General features: G+C 63.0%; 15 protein-coding genes and 1 tRNA gene. 15 read left to right on the forward strand and 1 reads right to left on the reverse strand.

Annotated elements, in window-relative coordinates:
• Window positions 1-29 precede the first annotated feature (29 nt).
• Window positions 30-830, reverse strand: a complete 801-nt coding sequence (locus EO156_RS20210) for an SDR family NAD(P)-dependent oxidoreductase (protein ID WP_016849578.1) — start codon at window positions 828-830, stop codon at window positions 30-32.
• Window positions 831-942: 112 nt separating this feature from the next.
• Here EO156_RS20210 and tpiA point away from each other — a divergent pair, with 112 nt between their 5' ends.
• From tpiA to nuoL, 15 genes are all read left to right on the forward strand, one after another.
• Window positions 943-1,698, forward strand: a complete 756-nt coding sequence (tpiA, locus tag EO156_RS20215; RefSeq protein ID WP_003485534.1) for a triose-phosphate isomerase — start codon at window positions 943-945, stop codon at window positions 1,696-1,698.
• A gap of 33 nt (window positions 1,699-1,731) precedes the next feature.
• Complete coding sequence (secG, locus tag EO156_RS20220; RefSeq protein ID WP_005914281.1) at window positions 1,732-2,205, forward strand: preprotein translocase subunit SecG; 474 nt, start codon at window positions 1,732-1,734, stop codon at window positions 2,203-2,205.
• A gap of 49 nt (window positions 2,206-2,254) precedes the next feature.
• A tRNA-Leu gene (locus tag EO156_RS20225) sits at window positions 2,255-2,339 on the forward strand.
• A 102-nt stretch (window positions 2,340-2,441) separates the two neighbouring features.
• Window positions 2,442-2,798, forward strand: a complete 357-nt coding sequence (locus EO156_RS20230) for an NADH-quinone oxidoreductase subunit A (protein WP_003485539.1) — start codon at window positions 2,442-2,444, stop codon at window positions 2,796-2,798.
• The gene (locus EO156_RS20235) at window positions 2,789-3,343 is read left to right on the forward strand and encodes an NADH-quinone oxidoreductase subunit B (RefSeq protein ID WP_005914280.1); all 555 of its coding nucleotides are present in this window, start codon (window positions 2,789-2,791) and stop codon (window positions 3,341-3,343) included. Before EO156_RS20230 ends, EO156_RS20235 begins: the two co-directional genes overlap by 10 nt.
• A 36-nt stretch (window positions 3,344-3,379) precedes the next feature.
• The gene (locus EO156_RS20240; RefSeq protein WP_003485543.1) at window positions 3,380-4,132 is read left to right on the forward strand and encodes an NADH-quinone oxidoreductase subunit C; all 753 of its coding nucleotides are present in this window, start codon (window positions 3,380-3,382) and stop codon (window positions 4,130-4,132) included.
• Complete coding sequence (locus EO156_RS20245; protein WP_003485545.1) at window positions 4,129-5,436, forward strand: NADH-quinone oxidoreductase subunit D; 1,308 nt, start codon at window positions 4,129-4,131, stop codon at window positions 5,434-5,436. The genes EO156_RS20240 and EO156_RS20245 overlap by 4 nt, the downstream gene beginning before the upstream one ends.
• Window positions 5,433-5,960, forward strand: a complete 528-nt coding sequence (nuoE, locus tag EO156_RS20250) for an NADH-quinone oxidoreductase subunit NuoE (protein ID WP_003485548.1) — start codon at window positions 5,433-5,435, stop codon at window positions 5,958-5,960. Before EO156_RS20245 ends, nuoE begins: the two co-directional genes overlap by 4 nt.
• Window positions 5,961-5,963: 3 nt before the next feature.
• A complete protein-coding gene (nuoF, locus tag EO156_RS20255) occupies window positions 5,964-7,298 on the forward strand; it encodes an NADH-quinone oxidoreductase subunit NuoF (RefSeq protein ID WP_016849580.1) in 1,335 nt (444 codons plus the stop codon).
• Window positions 7,295-9,529: an NADH-quinone oxidoreductase subunit NuoG gene (gene nuoG, locus EO156_RS20260; protein ID WP_016849581.1), complete on the forward strand. Its 2,235-nt coding sequence runs from the start codon at window positions 7,295-7,297 to the stop codon at window positions 9,527-9,529. The genes nuoF and nuoG overlap by 4 nt, the downstream gene beginning before the upstream one ends.
• Entirely contained in the window at window positions 9,526-10,617 is a 1,092-nt protein-coding gene (nuoH, locus tag EO156_RS20265) for an NADH-quinone oxidoreductase subunit NuoH (protein WP_011051773.1), read from the forward strand. The genes nuoG and nuoH overlap by 4 nt, the downstream gene beginning before the upstream one ends.
• Before the next feature lie 3 nt (window positions 10,618-10,620).
• On the forward strand, window positions 10,621-11,109 hold the full coding sequence (gene nuoI / locus EO156_RS20270) for an NADH-quinone oxidoreductase subunit NuoI (RefSeq protein WP_003485557.1): 489 nt from the start codon (window positions 10,621-10,623) through the stop codon (window positions 11,107-11,109).
• A gap of 4 nt (window positions 11,110-11,113) precedes the next feature.
• Window positions 11,114-11,776 carry an NADH-quinone oxidoreductase subunit J gene (locus EO156_RS20275; protein ID WP_016849582.1) on the forward strand — a complete coding sequence of 221 codons (663 nt, stop codon included), beginning with the start codon at window positions 11,114-11,116 and terminating at the stop codon, window positions 11,774-11,776.
• Complete coding sequence (gene nuoK / locus EO156_RS20280; protein WP_005914274.1) at window positions 11,773-12,078, forward strand: NADH-quinone oxidoreductase subunit NuoK; 306 nt, start codon at window positions 11,773-11,775, stop codon at window positions 12,076-12,078. Before EO156_RS20275 ends, nuoK begins: the two co-directional genes overlap by 4 nt.
• A 7-nt stretch (window positions 12,079-12,085) precedes the next feature.
• Window positions 12,086-14,230 carry an NADH-quinone oxidoreductase subunit L gene (gene nuoL / locus EO156_RS20285; RefSeq protein WP_005914271.1) on the forward strand — a complete coding sequence of 715 codons (2,145 nt, stop codon included), beginning with the start codon at window positions 12,086-12,088 and terminating at the stop codon, window positions 14,228-14,230.
• Window positions 14,231-14,236: the final 6 nt, after the last annotated feature.

The raw sequence follows: 14,236 nt of genomic DNA on the forward strand, positions 1-14,236 counted from the left end.
CGCTCCTGCATACGCAGTCTGCCGGCGCGTCAATCCAGCGGACGCACCCGCTGCGATCCGCGCGCCATCAGGCGCAGTGCGAGCGCATGCGGCATCACGCGCAAGGCCGCATTGACCAGGCGATAGCGCCAGCCCGGCACGGCCAGCACCTGGCCGCGTTCCAGTGCGGCGATTCCATATTCGGCCACTGCATCGGCCTGCAGCCAGGCCCAGGCGGGCAGGGTGGACATCGCCTCGCGGGTGCCGGTCACGTCGTGGAATTCGGACCAGGCAAAGCCCGGGCACAGCGCGCACACCTTGAGCGCGCAATCGGCGTTTTCCAGCGCCAGCGATTCGCTGAAGCGCAGCATGAAGCTCTTGCTGGCCGCATAGAGGGTCTGCCCATCGGCGCTGGGCGTCAGTGCGGCGAACGAGGCCACGTTGAGAATGCGGCCCTGGCCGCTGGCACGGATCATTGGCAGCAGTCGCCAGGTCAGCTCGCACACCGCGCCTACCATCACCTGCAGGAAGCGCGCATGCGTGGCCCAGTCGTTGTGCAGATAGCGGCCCGGCACGCCGTAACCGGCGTTGTTGACCAGTGTGCCCACGGTCCAGCCGTTGCGCTGGATCTGCGTTGCCAGCGCTTCGGCCGCGGCAGGGTCGGCCAGATCGGCCGGCAGCACTTCCACCCGAACCGTGCTGCGCAATTCCTCGGCCAATACCAGCAGCCGGTCCACCCGTCGTGCGGTCAGGATCAACGGCATGCCGCGCCTGACGTATGCGCGCGCAATCTCGCGGCCGATGCCGCTGGAGGCGCCGGTGATCAGGGCGAAGACAGGCGAAACGGACATGGCATGTTCCTGTAAGGGAAGCGGGAGGACATCTGGCGGACAGAAGTGTGCCGGTTGCCGACAGGCCTTGGGCTATTCTGTCGCCTGTCTTCAACTCAGGAACCTGCGCCTGATGCGTCGAAAGATCGTTGCCGGAAATTGGAAGCTGCATGGCAGCCGCGCCTTCGCCACCGAACTGGTGGCCAAGGTGGCCGCGCACATGCCCCTGGAGGGTGTCGAAGTCGTCATCCTGCCCCCACTGCCTTACCTGGGCGACCTGATCGAGGATTTCGAGGCCCATCACCTGTCGTTCGGAGCCCAGGACGTCAGCAGCAATGAGAAGGGCGCCTACACCGGCGAGGTATCGGCCTCGATGCTGGTCGATGTCGGTGCTGGCTACGGGCTGGTCGGCCACTCCGAGCGCCGCCAATACCATCAGGAGAGTAGCGAACTGGTAGCGCGCAAGTTCGCCGCCGCCCTCCATGCCGGGCTGATTCCGGTGCTGTGCGTGGGCGAATCGCTGGAACAGCGTGAAGCCGGTCAGACTGAGGCAATCCTACGTGCCCAGCTCGACCCGGTCCTGGCGCTGGTGGGCAGTGCCGGTTTTGCGGGCGCGGTGCTGGCCTACGAACCGATCTGGGCCATTGGCACCGGCCGCACCGCCACCCCGGAGCAGGCCCAGGCGGTGCACGCTTTTCTGCGTGGCGAAGTCGCGAAGGCGGATGCTAGAATCGCCGATTCGTTGCCCATCCTGTACGGGGGCAGTGTCAAGCCCGACAACGCCGGCGAGCTGTTCGCACAGCCTGACGTCGATGGCGGGCTGGTCGGAGGCGCATCACTGGTCGCCGAAGATTTCTTGGCCATCGCACGCGCGGCGGCCGCGTGCTAACCCATTAAGTTTTGTCCGGGGACGGATTTCGAAATGCTGATGTTGATCCTCAATGTGGTCTACGTGCTGGTCGCCCTGGCGATGATTGCGCTGATCCTGATGCAGCGTGGCGCAGGCGCTGCGGCTGGTTCCGGCTTCGGCGCCGGGGCGTCGGGCACCGTGTTTGGTTCGCAGGGTGCGTCGAACTTCCTGTCCAAGTCGACCAAGTGGCTGGCGGTGGTGTTCTTCAGCATCAGCCTGTTCATGGCGTGGTACGCCACGCACGGCGCACGTCCCACGGATCAGAACCTGGGTGTGATGTCGCAGTCGGCAACCCCGGCTCCTGCCGCCGCCGGCGAGCTCACCCAGCCGTTGCCGCAGGCTCCGGCCGCAGGTGCCGTGCCGACTGCTCCGTCGCAGCCGGCTCCGGCCGCCGCTCCGCCAGTCGCGCCTGCACAGTCCGCACCGGCGCAGCCAGCGCCTGCAGCAAGCGAAGAAAACGCTTCAGAACCAGCACAAAAACGCTGAAGCCGGTTACAATACGCTGCGCACTGGGATGCCCAGCGGCGCAACGTATGCCCAGGTGGCGGAATTGGTAGACGCACTACCTTGAGGTGGTAGCGACTTAGGTCGTAGGGGTTCGAGTCCCCTCTTGGGCACCATTGTTTGGCTGCAGTTCCTGCGCATCGCTTGTCGCGCGCGGGGTCTGCCTATACCCCATGCCGGCACGCGGCGCGTGCGGGCAGAGGCAAGAGAGAATCGCTGTGCTGGCCGAATATTTGCCGAGTCTGCTGTTTCTGATCGTCGCCACCGGTATCGGCATCGTGCTGATGTTGGTCGGTCGATTCCTCGGTCCGCGTAGCCCGGACCCGCGCAAGCTCTCGCCTTACGAGTGCGGCTTCGAGGCCTTCGAAGACGCGCGCATGAAGTTCGATGTGCGCTACTACCTGATCGCGATCCAGTTCATCGTGTTCGATCTGGAAATCATCTTCATCGTGCCGTGGACGCAGGTGTTCATGGAGATCGGCGCACGTTCGCTGGTCACCATGGGGCTGTTCGTCGGTATGTTGTTCCTCGGCTTTATCTACGTGTGGAAGAAGGGAGCGCTGGAATGGGAGTGATTCAGACCCTGGATAGTCTGATGACCAACCCGATGCCGGAAGGCCGGGTGGAAGACATCCTGCGCCCGGAAGGCGAAAACCCGTTGCTCGAAAAGGGCTACGTGACCACCAGCGTCGATGCGCTGCTGAACTGGGCACGCACCGGCTCGATGTGGCCGATGACCTTCGGCCTGGCGTGCTGCGCCGTCGAGATGATGCATGCGGGCGCCTCGCGCCTGGATCTGGACCGCTACGGCGTGGTGTTCCGCCCGTCGCCGCGCCAGTCCGACGTGATGATCGTGGCCGGCACCCTGGTCAACAAGATGGCCCCGGCGCTGCGCAAGGTCTATGACCAGATGCCGGATCCGAAGTGGGTCATCTCGATGGGCAGCTGCGCCAACGGCGGCGGCTACTATCACTATTCGTATTCGGTGGTGCGCGGTTGCGACCGCATCGTGCCGGTGGACATTTACGTCCCGGGCTGCCCGCCGACCGCCGAGGCGCTGGTCTACGGCATCTTGCAGCTGCAGAAGAAGATCTGGCGTACCCAGACGATCGCGCGCTGACACCCGTCTTCTTCTACCGAGAGCAGCCAAGCCCCCATGGCAGAGCAAGCATCCTCCTTCACTGACCGACTTGCGGCACGTTTCGCCGGTGCGCAGATTGCCGTGGCATTGCCGCGCGGCGAAGTGACGCTGGAAGTCGCTGCCGCCGATTGGCACGCCACCTGTCTTGCACTGCGTGACGAGCTCGGTTTCGAGCAGCTCAGCGACCTGTGCGGCGTCGATTACCTCGGCTACGGCAGCGACGAGTGGGATACCGCCGACGTGTCGTCGCAGGGCTTCAGTCGCGGCGTCGAAGGCAAGGCGGTCGGCCGTTTCGCCTGGGGCGAATTCCCCAGCCAGGAAAGCTCCGCTGGCGCGCAGCCGCAGCAGCTGCCCAAGCAGCGCTTTGCGGTGGTCGCGCAGCTGATTTCCTACCAGCACAACCAGCGTCTGCGCGTGCGCTGCTACGCACCGGACGAGCAGGTGCCGGTGGTGGCGTCGGTGACCGATATCTGGCCGGGCGTGAACTGGTTCGAGCGCGAGGCGTTCGACCTGTTCGGCATCGTGTTCGACGGGCACCCGGACCTGCGCCGCATCCTGACCGACTACGGATTCGTCGGCCACCCGTTCCGCAAGGACTTCCCGCTGATCGGCAACGTCGAAGTGCGTTACGACGAGGAGCGCAAGCGCGTGGTGTACGAGCCGGTGACCTCGGTCGAGCCGCGCGTCGGCGTGCCGCGCGTCATTCGCGACGATGCCCGTTATGAGACTGCCGCTGGTGAAGTGGGCAAGTCGGAGACTGCCAAGTGAGTGAGTTCCGCCAGGCAACCGATGCCTTCGCGAGCAATCCTGTCGAAAGCAAGCAGGAAATCCGCAATTACACGATGAACTTCGGCCCGCAGCATCCTGCGGCGCACGGCGTGTTGCGCCTGATCCTGGAAATGGACGGCGAGACCGTGGTGCGTGCCGATCCGCATATCGGTCTGCTGCACCGTGGCACCGAGAAGCTGGCCGAGTCCAAGCCGTTCAACCAGTCGGTTCCGTACATGGATCGTCTGGATTACGTCTCGATGATGTGCAACGAGCACGCCTACGTGCGCGCGATCGAATCCCTGATGGGGATCCAAGCGCCCGAGCGTGCGCAGTACATCCGCACCATGTTCGACGAGATCACCCGCATCAAGAACCACTTGATGTGGGTCGGTTCCAATGCGCTCGATCTGGGGGCGATGGCGGTGATGCTGTATGCATTCCGCGAGCGCGAAGAACTGATGGACGTCTACGAGGCGGTCAGTGGCGCGCGCATGCACGCTGCCTACTACCGTCCCGGCGGCGTCTACCGCGATCTGCCCGATCGCATGCCGCAGTACAAGGAGTCGCGTTGGCACAAGGGCGGGGCGCTGAAGAAGCGCAATGCCGGTCGCGAAGGCACCATGCTGGACTTCCTGGAGGAGTTCACCAATACCTTCCCGGCACGCGTGGACGAATACGAAACCCTGCTGACCGATAACCGCATCTGGAAGCAGCGTACCGTCGACGTCGGCATCATCAGCCCGGATCTGGCACGCGCCTGGGGCATGACCGGTCCGATGCTGCGTGGTTCGGGTATCGAGTGGGATCTGCGCAAGAAGCAGCCCTACGCCAAGTACGACGCGGTGGATTTCGATATCCCGGTCGGCACCAATGGCGACTGCTATGACCGCTACCTGGTGCGCGTGGCCGAGATGCGCGAATCCAACCGCATCATCAAGCAGTGCGTGAAGTGGCTGAAGGCCAACCCCGGCCCGGTCATGGTCACGAATTTCAAGGTCGCCCCGCCCAGCCGCGAAGGCATGAAGGACGACATGGAAGCGCTGATCCATCACTTCAAGCTGTTCAGTGAAGGCTACTGCGTACCGGCCGGCGAAACCTATAGTGCGGTCGAAGCGCCCAAGGGCGAGTTCGGTTGCTACCTGATGTCAGACGGCGCCAACAAGCCGTTCCGCGTGCACCTGCGCGCGCCGGGCTTTGCGCATCTGTCGTCGATGGACGCAGTGGTGCGAGGCTATTTGCTGGCCGACGTCGTGGCGATGATCGGTACTTACGATTTGGTTTTCGGTGAGGTTGACCGATGAAGGCGACGGGTAATTTCGAAGCGGCGCGCGACGTCGATCCGCAGGTGGTGCTGAGCGACAAGACGCGCGCGCACATCGATCACTGGCTGACCAAGTTCCCGCCGGACCGCAAGCGTTCGGCGGTGCTGCAGGGTCTGCATGCTGCGCAGGAACAGAACCAGGGCTGGCTGACCGACGAATTGATCGTGGGCGTGGCCAAGTACCTGGAGCTGCCACCGGTATGGGCTTATGAGGTCGCCAGCTTCTATTCGATGTTCGAGACCGAACGCGTCGGCCGCCACAACGTGGCGTTCTGCACCAACATCAGCTGCTGGCTCAATGGCGCCGAAGACCTGCTGGCCCATGCGGAAAAGAAGCTGGGTTGCAAGCTGGGGCAGTCGACGGCCGATGGCCGCGTCTACCTCAAGCGCGAAGAAGAGTGCCTGGCGGCCTGCTCTGCAGCCCCGATGATGGTCATCAACGGCCATTACCACGAGCACCTGACGAAAGAAAAGGTCGACGCGCTGCTGGACGGGCTGGAGTAAGACATGGCACATCATCACGCACCCTCAGGCCCGGTCGGTCCGGCGCCGTTGCCGCATCAGGTCGTCTACACGACGCTGCACTACGACACCCCGTGGTCGTACGAGAGCTATCTGAAAACCGGTGGCTACGCCGCGCTGCGCAAGATCCTCGAAGGGAAGATCCCGCCCGCCGATGTCATCGAGATGGTCAAGGCGTCCAACCTGCGCGGCCGTGGCGGCGCAGGCTTCCCGACCGGGTTGAAGTGGTCGTTCATGCCCAAGGGCACGATGCAGAAGTACATCCTTTGCAACTCGGACGAATCCGAGCCGGGCACCTGCAAGGACCGTGACATCCTACGTTACAACCCGCATTCGGTGGTGGAGGGTATGGCGATCGCCTGCTACGCCACCGGCTCGACGGTGGGCTACAACTACCTGCGTGGCGAATTCCACCACGAGCCGTTCGAAAACTTCGAGCTGGCGCTGGCCGACGCGTACGCCAACGGTTGGTTGGGCAAGAACATTCTCGGCAGCGGCGTGGATATCGACATCTACGGTGCGCTGGGTGCTGGCGCCTACATCTGCGGCGAAGAAACCGCATTGATGGAATCGCTGGAAGGCAAGAAAGGCCAGCCGCGCTACAAGCCGCCGTTCCCGGCGAATTTCGGCCTGTACGGCAAGCCGACCACCATCAACAACACCGAGACCTACGCGTCGGTGCCGGCGATCATTCGCAACGGCCCGGAGTGGTTCCTCGGGCTGAGCAAGACCAAGAACGGCGGCCCGAAGATCTTCTCGGTGTCCGGTTGCGTGCAGAAGGGCGGCAATTTCGAGGTGCCGCTCGGCACCACCTTCGACGAACTGCTGGAAATGGCCGGTGGCCTGCGTCCGGGCCGCAAGCTCAAGGGCGTGGTGCCTGGCGGCGTGTCGATGCCGGTGCTGAAGGCCGACCAGGTCGCCGGGCTGCAGATGGACTACGACACCTTGCGTGCGCTCGGCACCGGCCTGGGGTCGGGTGCGATCGTGGTGCTGGATGACAGCGTCTGCTGCGTGCGCTTCGCCTGCCGCATCTCGCAGTTCTTCCACAAGGAATCCTGCGGCCAGTGCACCCCGTGCCGCGAGGGCACCGGCTGGATGCACCGCGTGCTGGAGCGCATCGTCGCCGGCAAGGCCACGATGGAAGACCTGCATCAGCTGCGCACAGTCGCCGGCCAGATCGAAGGCCACACCATCTGTGCGTTCGGCGAAGCGGCGGCATGGCCAATTCAGGGCTTCCTGCGCCAGTTCTGGGACGAGTTCGAGTACTACATCGTCAACGGTCGTTCGATCGTCGATACGCAAGTCGGAGTGGCTGCATGAGCGCCCAACCAGTGAACCCGCACGTGCCACCGGACCATGTCACCGTCGAGATCGACGGGCAATCCCTGGTGGTGCCGAAGGGTTCGATGATCATCCAGGCGGCCGACAAGGCCGGCATCCCGATCCCGCGCTTCTGCTATCACGAGAAGCTGCCGATCGCGGCCAACTGCCGCATGTGCTTGGTCGATGTCGAAAAGTCGCCCAAGCCGTCGCCTGCCTGCGCCACGCCGGTGATGGACGGCATGAAGGTCACCACGCGTAGCGAGAAGGCGCTGAAGTACCAGCGCAGCGTGATGGAGTTCCTGCTGATCAACCACCCGCTGGACTGCCCGATCTGCGATCAGGGCGGCGAGTGCGAGCTGCAGGACGTCTCGCTCGGCTATGGCCGTTCGGTGAGCCGGTTCAACGAGCGCAAGCGCGTGGTGCCGGACGAGGACATCGGTCCGCTGGTCGCCACCGAGATGACTCGCTGCATCCAGTGCACCCGTTGCGTGCGTTTCACCGCAGACATTGCCGGCACCTATGAGCTGGGTGGCATGTATCGTGGTGAGAATCTGCAGATCGGTACCTACGACGGCAAGCCGCTGACCACCGAAATTTCCGGCAACGTCATCGACGTCTGCCCGGTGGGCGCGTTGACCAACAAGGTATTCCAGTTCCGCGCACGTCCGTGGGAACTGATGGCGCGCGAATCGCTGGGCTATCACGATGCGATGGGCTCGAACTTGTTTCTGCACGTGCGTCGTGGCGAAGTGCTGCGCACCGTGCCGCGCGAGAACGAAGCGGTCAACGAATGCTGGCTGTCCGACCGCGACCGTTATTCGCATCAGGGCCTGTATGCCGAAGACCGTGCGGTCAAGCCGCTGAAGAAGGTCAACGGGCAGTGGACTGAAGTGAGCTGGGCCGAAGGCCTGGCCGCCGCCACGCAAATCCTGCGCGAAAACGCCGGCGATTCGCTTGGCGTCCTCGTGCATCCGTCCACGTCCAACGAAGAAGGCGCATTGCTCGCACGTCTGGCCGAGGGTCTGGGCAGCGGCAATCTGGACCATCGTCTGCTCAACCGTGATTTCTCCGACGCTGCGGTGGCCGAAGCCTTCGCCACGCCGCTGGCCGAGATCGAGCAGGCCGATGTGGTGGTGTTGTTCGGCACCAATGTGCGACACGAACTCCCGTTGCTGCACGCACGTCTGCGCAAGGCGCAAATCCAGAACCGTACGCAGATTCATTCGGTCAACCCGGTCGACTTCGATTTCGCCTTCGTCCAGGCAAGCCGCACCGTGGTGGCGCCCTCGCAGTTGGCGGATGCACTGAGCGATGCGGCGCTGCGCGATACGGTCAAGGCTGCAAGCCGCGCCGTGATCGTGGTCGGCGCGCTGGCCGAAAATCATCCGCAGGCTGCCGCGTTGCGCGCGGCCGCACGCGATTTTGCTGCCGCAACCGGCGCGTCGCTGTGCCGCATCCCGCAGGGCGCCAATGCCGTCGGTCTGGTCTCGCAGGGCGTGCTGCCCACCGCGCGCGGTGTCGCCGGCATGCTGGCCCAGCCGCGTCAGGCCTACGTGCTGTATGGCATCGAGCCGGGCCTGGATTTTGCCGACGCCGCCGCTGCACGCAGCGCGCTGGCAGGTGCCAAGGTGGTTGCCTTCAGTCAGTTTGCCTGTGCGTCGACGCGCGATGTGGCCGATGTAATTCTGCCGATCGGTGCGTTGCCGGAAATCGATGCATCGCTGACCAATCTCGATGGTCGTGTGCAGACTGCACGCGCTGCCGGCCGCTTGCCGGTGGAAGCGCGCGAGGGATGGCGCGTGCTGCGTGCACTTGGCGGTGAACTGGGTCTGGCCGGTTTCGAATTCATCGACCTGGTCGGTCTGCGCGCCGGCATGCAGAACCGCAGCGTGACGCCGACGACGTCGGCGCAGCCAGCGGCCGCCAGCGACGGGCTGGAAGTCGCTGCAACTGCGGCGATCTACCGCACCGATGCGGTGGTGCGTCGGGCTGCCGCGCTGCAGTCGCATCCGCTCAATATTGCGCCGTGCGTGGCGATGCATCCGGAGCAGGCGACGCAGTTGCAGGTCCAGGCTGGTCAGATGGTCAAGGTCGGTACCGATGCCGGTAAGGCGACGTTGCCGGTGGTGCTGGACAAGCGCGTCGCACCGGGCACGGTGTGGATCGAATCCGGCCATGGTGCAACCGCGCCGCTCGGTGCCGGTCGTGTAACGGTGGTGGCTGCATGAACGAATTGCTGTTGAACCTGGTCGACCCGTTGCACCAGTGGTTCCTTGGACTGGGCGATGGCGGCGCAGTGCTCTGGTCGGTATTGAAGATCCTGCTGATCGCCGTGCCGGTGATCGTGACGGTGGCCTTCTACGTGGTCTGGGAGCGCAAGCTGATCGGCTGGATGCACGTGCGCCACGGGCCCATGTACGTGGGTATGGGCATCTTCCAGGCCTTCGCCGACGTGTTCAAACTCCTGTTCAAGGAGATCGTGCAACCGGCCAGCTCGCACAAGGCGATGTTCGTCATCGCACCGCTGCTGACACTGGCGCCGGCCTTCGCCGCGTGGTCGGTGGTGCCGTTCGATGCGAAGCTGGTGTTGTCCAATGCCAACGTCGGCCTGCTGTATCTGCTGGCGATGACCTCGCTGGGCGTGTACGGCATCATCCTGGCCGGCTGGGCGTCGAACTCGAAGTACGCCTTCCTGGGCGCGATGCGTTCGGCCGCGCAGGTGGTCAGCTACGAAATTGCGATGGGCTTTGCGCTGGTCGGTGTGATGATTGCCTCCGGCAGCGTCAACCTGAGCCAGATCGTGTTCGCTCAGGCCGGCAATTCCGGCTTCTTCGACTGGTTCCTGATTCCGCTGTTCCCGTTGTTCATCGTGTACTGGGTTTCTGGCGTCGCCGAAACCAACCGCGCGCCGTTCGACGTGGTGGAAGGCGAATCGGAAATCGTCGCCGGTCACATGGTGGAATATTCGGGCGGTGCGTTCGCACTGTTCTTCCTGGCCGAATACGCCAACATGATCCTGGTCAGCTTCCTGATCTCGATCTTCTTCCTCGGCGGTTGGTTGAGCCCGATCCAGGGCTGGGTCAATGCGGACATTTCGCCGTGGATCGATTGGTTGTGGAAGGGCGGCTGGCCGTGGCTGCTGATGAAGGTGTTCTTCTTCGCCAGCGCCTATATCTGGTTCCGCGCCAGCTTCCCGCGTTACCGCTACGACCAGATCATGCGTCTGGGCTGGAAGGTCTTCATTCCGCTCACGATCGTGTGGATCGCAGTGACGGCGTTGATGGTGTTTTACGGCGTGATCCAGAAGGGCGTGTAATCGATGAACAAGATCACCCATTACTTCAAGAGCCTGCTGCTGCTCGAATTGCTCGGCGGTTTGTGGCTGACGTTGAAATACACGTTCAAGCCCAAGTACACCGTGCTGTACCCGATGGAGAAATTCCCGCAGTCGCCGCGCTTTCGTGGCCTGCACGCGCTGCGCCGCTATCCCAACGGCGAAGAGCGTTGCATCGCTTGCAAGCTGTGCGAAGCGGTGTGTCCGGCGCTGGCGATCACCATCGACTCGGCCAAGCGCGAAGACGGCACCCGCCGCACCACGCGCTACGACATCGACCTGTTCAAGTGCATCTTCTGCGGCTTCTGCGAGGAAAGCTGCCCGGTGGACTCGATCGTCGAAACGCACATCCTCGAGTACCACTTCGAGAAGCGTGGCGAAAACATTGTCAACAAGCCGCAGCTGCTGGCGATCGGAGACCGGTTAGAAACCGAGATCGCCGAGCGTCGCGCTGCCGATGCCGCCTTCCGTTGAGGTCATGATGGACTGGGTCTCTATTGCTTTCTACGCCTTCTCCGCCGTCGCGGTCGTGTCCGCCGGTGCGGTGATCAGCGTGCGCAACCCGGTGTACGCCGTGTTGTGCCTGATCCTCACGTTCTTCTCGATGGCATGCATCTGGTTGCTGGTCGGGGCCGAATTCCTCGGCGTGACCCTCGTGCTGGTCTACGTCGGCGCGGTGATGGTGCTGTTCCTGTTCGTGGTGATGATGCTGGACATCGATACCAGCCGCTTGCGCGAGGGTTGGGTCAAGTACATGCCGCTCGGCGTCATCGTGGCGGTTGCCATGCTCGCGCAGATGGTCACGCTGATCGGTGTCAAGGCGCGTAGCGCCACGCCGTTCCCTGCAGACAACGCAGCTGCGCAAGCTGCAGACAGTTCCAACCTGACCTGGTTGGCCAAGAGCCTGTACACCGAATTTCTGCTGCCGTTCGAATTTGCGGCGGTGATCCTGACGGTGGCGGTGGTGGCTGCAGTGATGCTGACCCTGCGCAAGCGCACTGGCATCAAGTTGCAGAATGCCGGCGAGCAGTCGCGGGTGAAGGCGGGCGACCGTCTGCGCATGGTCAAAATGGCGGTTGAAAAGCCGGTACAGGTTGCGCCGCAGATCGACGCGGCCGACGGACAGGAGGCGAAGTCTTGATTACCTTGGGCCACCTGCTTGGACTGGGCGCGGTGCTGTTCTGCATCTCGCTGGCCGGCATCTTCCTCAACCGCAAGAACGTCATCGTGCTGCTGATGTCGATCGAGTTGATGCTGCTGTCGGTCAACGTCAACTTCATTGCGTTCTCGCGCGAGCTTGGCGATACCGCCGGTCAGTTGTTCGTGTTCTTCATTCTGACGGTTGCCGCTGCGGAGGCTGCGATCGGCCTTGCGATCCTGGTGACTCTGTTCCGCACGCGCCGCACGATCAATGTGGCCGAAGTCGATACGTTGAAGGGCTGACCTGTAGATGGAAATCACTCTCTCCAAGAGTCTGTTGATCGCAGTGGTGCTTGCACCGCTGGTCGGCAGCATCATCGCCGGCCTGTTCGGGCGCCAGGTCGGGCGCAAGGGCGCGCAGTACGTCACCATCCTCGGTGTTGCGGTGAGCTGCGTGCTGTCGTGCGTGACGCTGTATCAGCTGGTCGAGCAGGGCGCCAGCCCGTTCAACCAGAACCTCTACACGTTCTTTGACGTCGGCAATTACTCTGCGCATGTCGGCTTCATGGTCGATCGCCTGACCGCAATGATGATGGTGGTGGTGACCTTCGTGTCGCTGCTGGTGCACATCTACACCATCGGCTACATGGAAGAAGATCCGGGCTACCAGCGCTTCTTCAGCTACATCTCGTTGTTCACCTTCTCCATGCTCACGCTGGTGATGAGCAACAACTTCCTGCAGCTGTTCTTCGGCTGGGAAGCGGTGGGTCTGGTGTCGTACCTGTTGATCGGTTTCTGGTTCAAGCGTCCGACGGCCGTGTTCGCCAACATGAAGGCGTTCCTGGTCAATCGCGTCGGCGACTTCGGCTTCATCCTCGGTATCGCCGGTGTGCTGTTGTGGTTCGGCTCGCTGGATTACTCCACCGTGTTCGCCAATGCGACCACCATGGCCGGTGCCAAGGTGCAGCTGTTCGCGGGCCACGAATGGAGCGTGATGACGCTGATCTGCATCTGCCTGTTCATCGGTGCGATGGGCAAGTCGGCCCAGGTGCCGTTGCATGTGTGGCTGCCGGACTCGATGGAAGGCCCCACGCCGATCTCGGCGCTGATCCACGCAGCAACGATGGTGACCGCCGGCATCTTCATGGTGGCGCGCATGTCGCCGCTGTTCGAACTGTCGGAAACGGCGTTGAACTTCATCCTGTTCATCGGTGCGACCACGGCGTTTTTCACCGGCCTGATCGGTATCGTGCAGAACGACATCAAGCGCGTGGTCGCTTACTCCACGCTGTCGCAGCTGGGTTACATGACGGTGGCATTGGGCGTGTCGGCGTATTCGGCAGCCGTGTTCCACCTGATGACCCACGCCTTCTTCAAGGCACTGCTGTTCCTGGCTGCCGGCTCGGTGATCATCGGCATGCACCACGAGCAGGACATGCGCAAGATGGGTGGCCTGCGCAAGTACATGAAGGTGACCTACTGGACCAGCGTGATCGGTACGCTGGCACTAGTCGGTACGCCGTTCTTCTCTGGCTTCTACTCGAAGGACACCATCATCGAAGCGGCCGCGCATCATGCGCATGAGTCGCATAGCTGGGTCGCAACCTATGGCTACTGGGCCGTGCTCGGCGGCGTACTGGTGACCAGTTTCTACAGCTTCCGTTTGCTGTTCCTGACCTTCCACGGCAAGGAGCGGTTCCGCGACGCCCATGCGCACGACGCGCATTCGCATCACGACAGCGCGCATACCGATGCCGAAGCGCAGGTTCACTCACACGATGCGCATGCCCACGACGATCACGGACATGGTCACCATGGCGCCCACGAGCCGCATGAGTCCAAGTGGGTGGTAACGCTGCCGTTGGTCTTGTTAGCAATCCCCTCGATCGCGATCGGCTTCTTCACGATCGGTCCGATGTTGTTCGGGACCGACTGGCAGGGCCACCATGCAGCGCACGCCATGAAGGGCCAGGCAGTTTCGTTCTTCACTGGTATCGTCGATTTCTACGATCCGGCACGCGATACCGTTGGTGCGTTGGCCGAAGAGTTCCATGGTCCGGTCGCATTCGCACTGCATGGCATGCTGGCCGCTCCGTTCTTCCTGACGGTAGCCGGGCTGTTGCTGGCAGCGCTGTTCTACCTGTGGAAGCCGGAACTGGCCACCAAGTCGCGCAAGACATTCGCGCCGATCGTGTGGTTGCTGGAAAACAAGTACGGCTTCGACAAGCTCTGGATCAATGGCTTCGCCGGTGGTGGCGTTGTGCTTGGCAAGGCGTCACGTGCAGTCGATACCCATGTGGTCGACGGCGCTGTCGTCAACGGTTCTGCCCGACTGATCGACCTGGCTGCAAATCTGCTGCGTCGCACGCAATCCGGTTTCCTCTATCACTACGCCTTCGCAATGATCATCGGTTTGATCGCCTTGTTGGCGGTACTGATGCATTTCTGGCGTTGACCTGTA

The organism is Xanthomonas sp. DAR33341, assembly GCF_003992815.1.
Classification (GTDB): Bacteria; Pseudomonadota; Gammaproteobacteria; order Xanthomonadales; family Xanthomonadaceae; genus Xanthomonas; species Xanthomonas cissicola.

Coding starts and splice junctions, on each gene's coding strand:
- EO156_RS20210 (WP_016849578.1), bottom strand. CDS start 830: ATGTCCGTTTCGCCTGTCTTCGCCCTGATCACCGGCGCCTCCAGCGGC.
- tpiA (WP_003485534.1), top strand. CDS start 943: ATGCGTCGAAAGATCGTTGCCGGAAATTGGAAGCTGCATGGCAGCCGC.
- secG (WP_005914281.1), top strand. CDS start 1,732: ATGCTGATGTTGATCCTCAATGTGGTCTACGTGCTGGTCGCCCTGGCG.
- EO156_RS20235 (WP_005914280.1), top strand. CDS start 2,789: ATGGGAGTGATTCAGACCCTGGATAGTCTGATGACCAACCCGATGCCG.
- EO156_RS20240 (WP_003485543.1), top strand. CDS start 3,380: ATGGCAGAGCAAGCATCCTCCTTCACTGACCGACTTGCGGCACGTTTC.
- nuoE (WP_003485548.1), top strand. CDS start 5,433: ATGAAGGCGACGGGTAATTTCGAAGCGGCGCGCGACGTCGATCCGCAG.
- nuoF (WP_016849580.1), top strand. CDS start 5,964: ATGGCACATCATCACGCACCCTCAGGCCCGGTCGGTCCGGCGCCGTTG.
- nuoG (WP_016849581.1), top strand. CDS start 7,295: ATGAGCGCCCAACCAGTGAACCCGCACGTGCCACCGGACCATGTCACC.
- nuoH (WP_011051773.1), top strand. CDS start 9,526: ATGAACGAATTGCTGTTGAACCTGGTCGACCCGTTGCACCAGTGGTTC.
- nuoI (WP_003485557.1), top strand. CDS start 10,621: ATGAACAAGATCACCCATTACTTCAAGAGCCTGCTGCTGCTCGAATTG.
- EO156_RS20275 (WP_016849582.1), top strand. CDS start 11,114: ATGATGGACTGGGTCTCTATTGCTTTCTACGCCTTCTCCGCCGTCGCG.
- nuoL (WP_005914271.1), top strand. CDS start 12,086: ATGGAAATCACTCTCTCCAAGAGTCTGTTGATCGCAGTGGTGCTTGCA.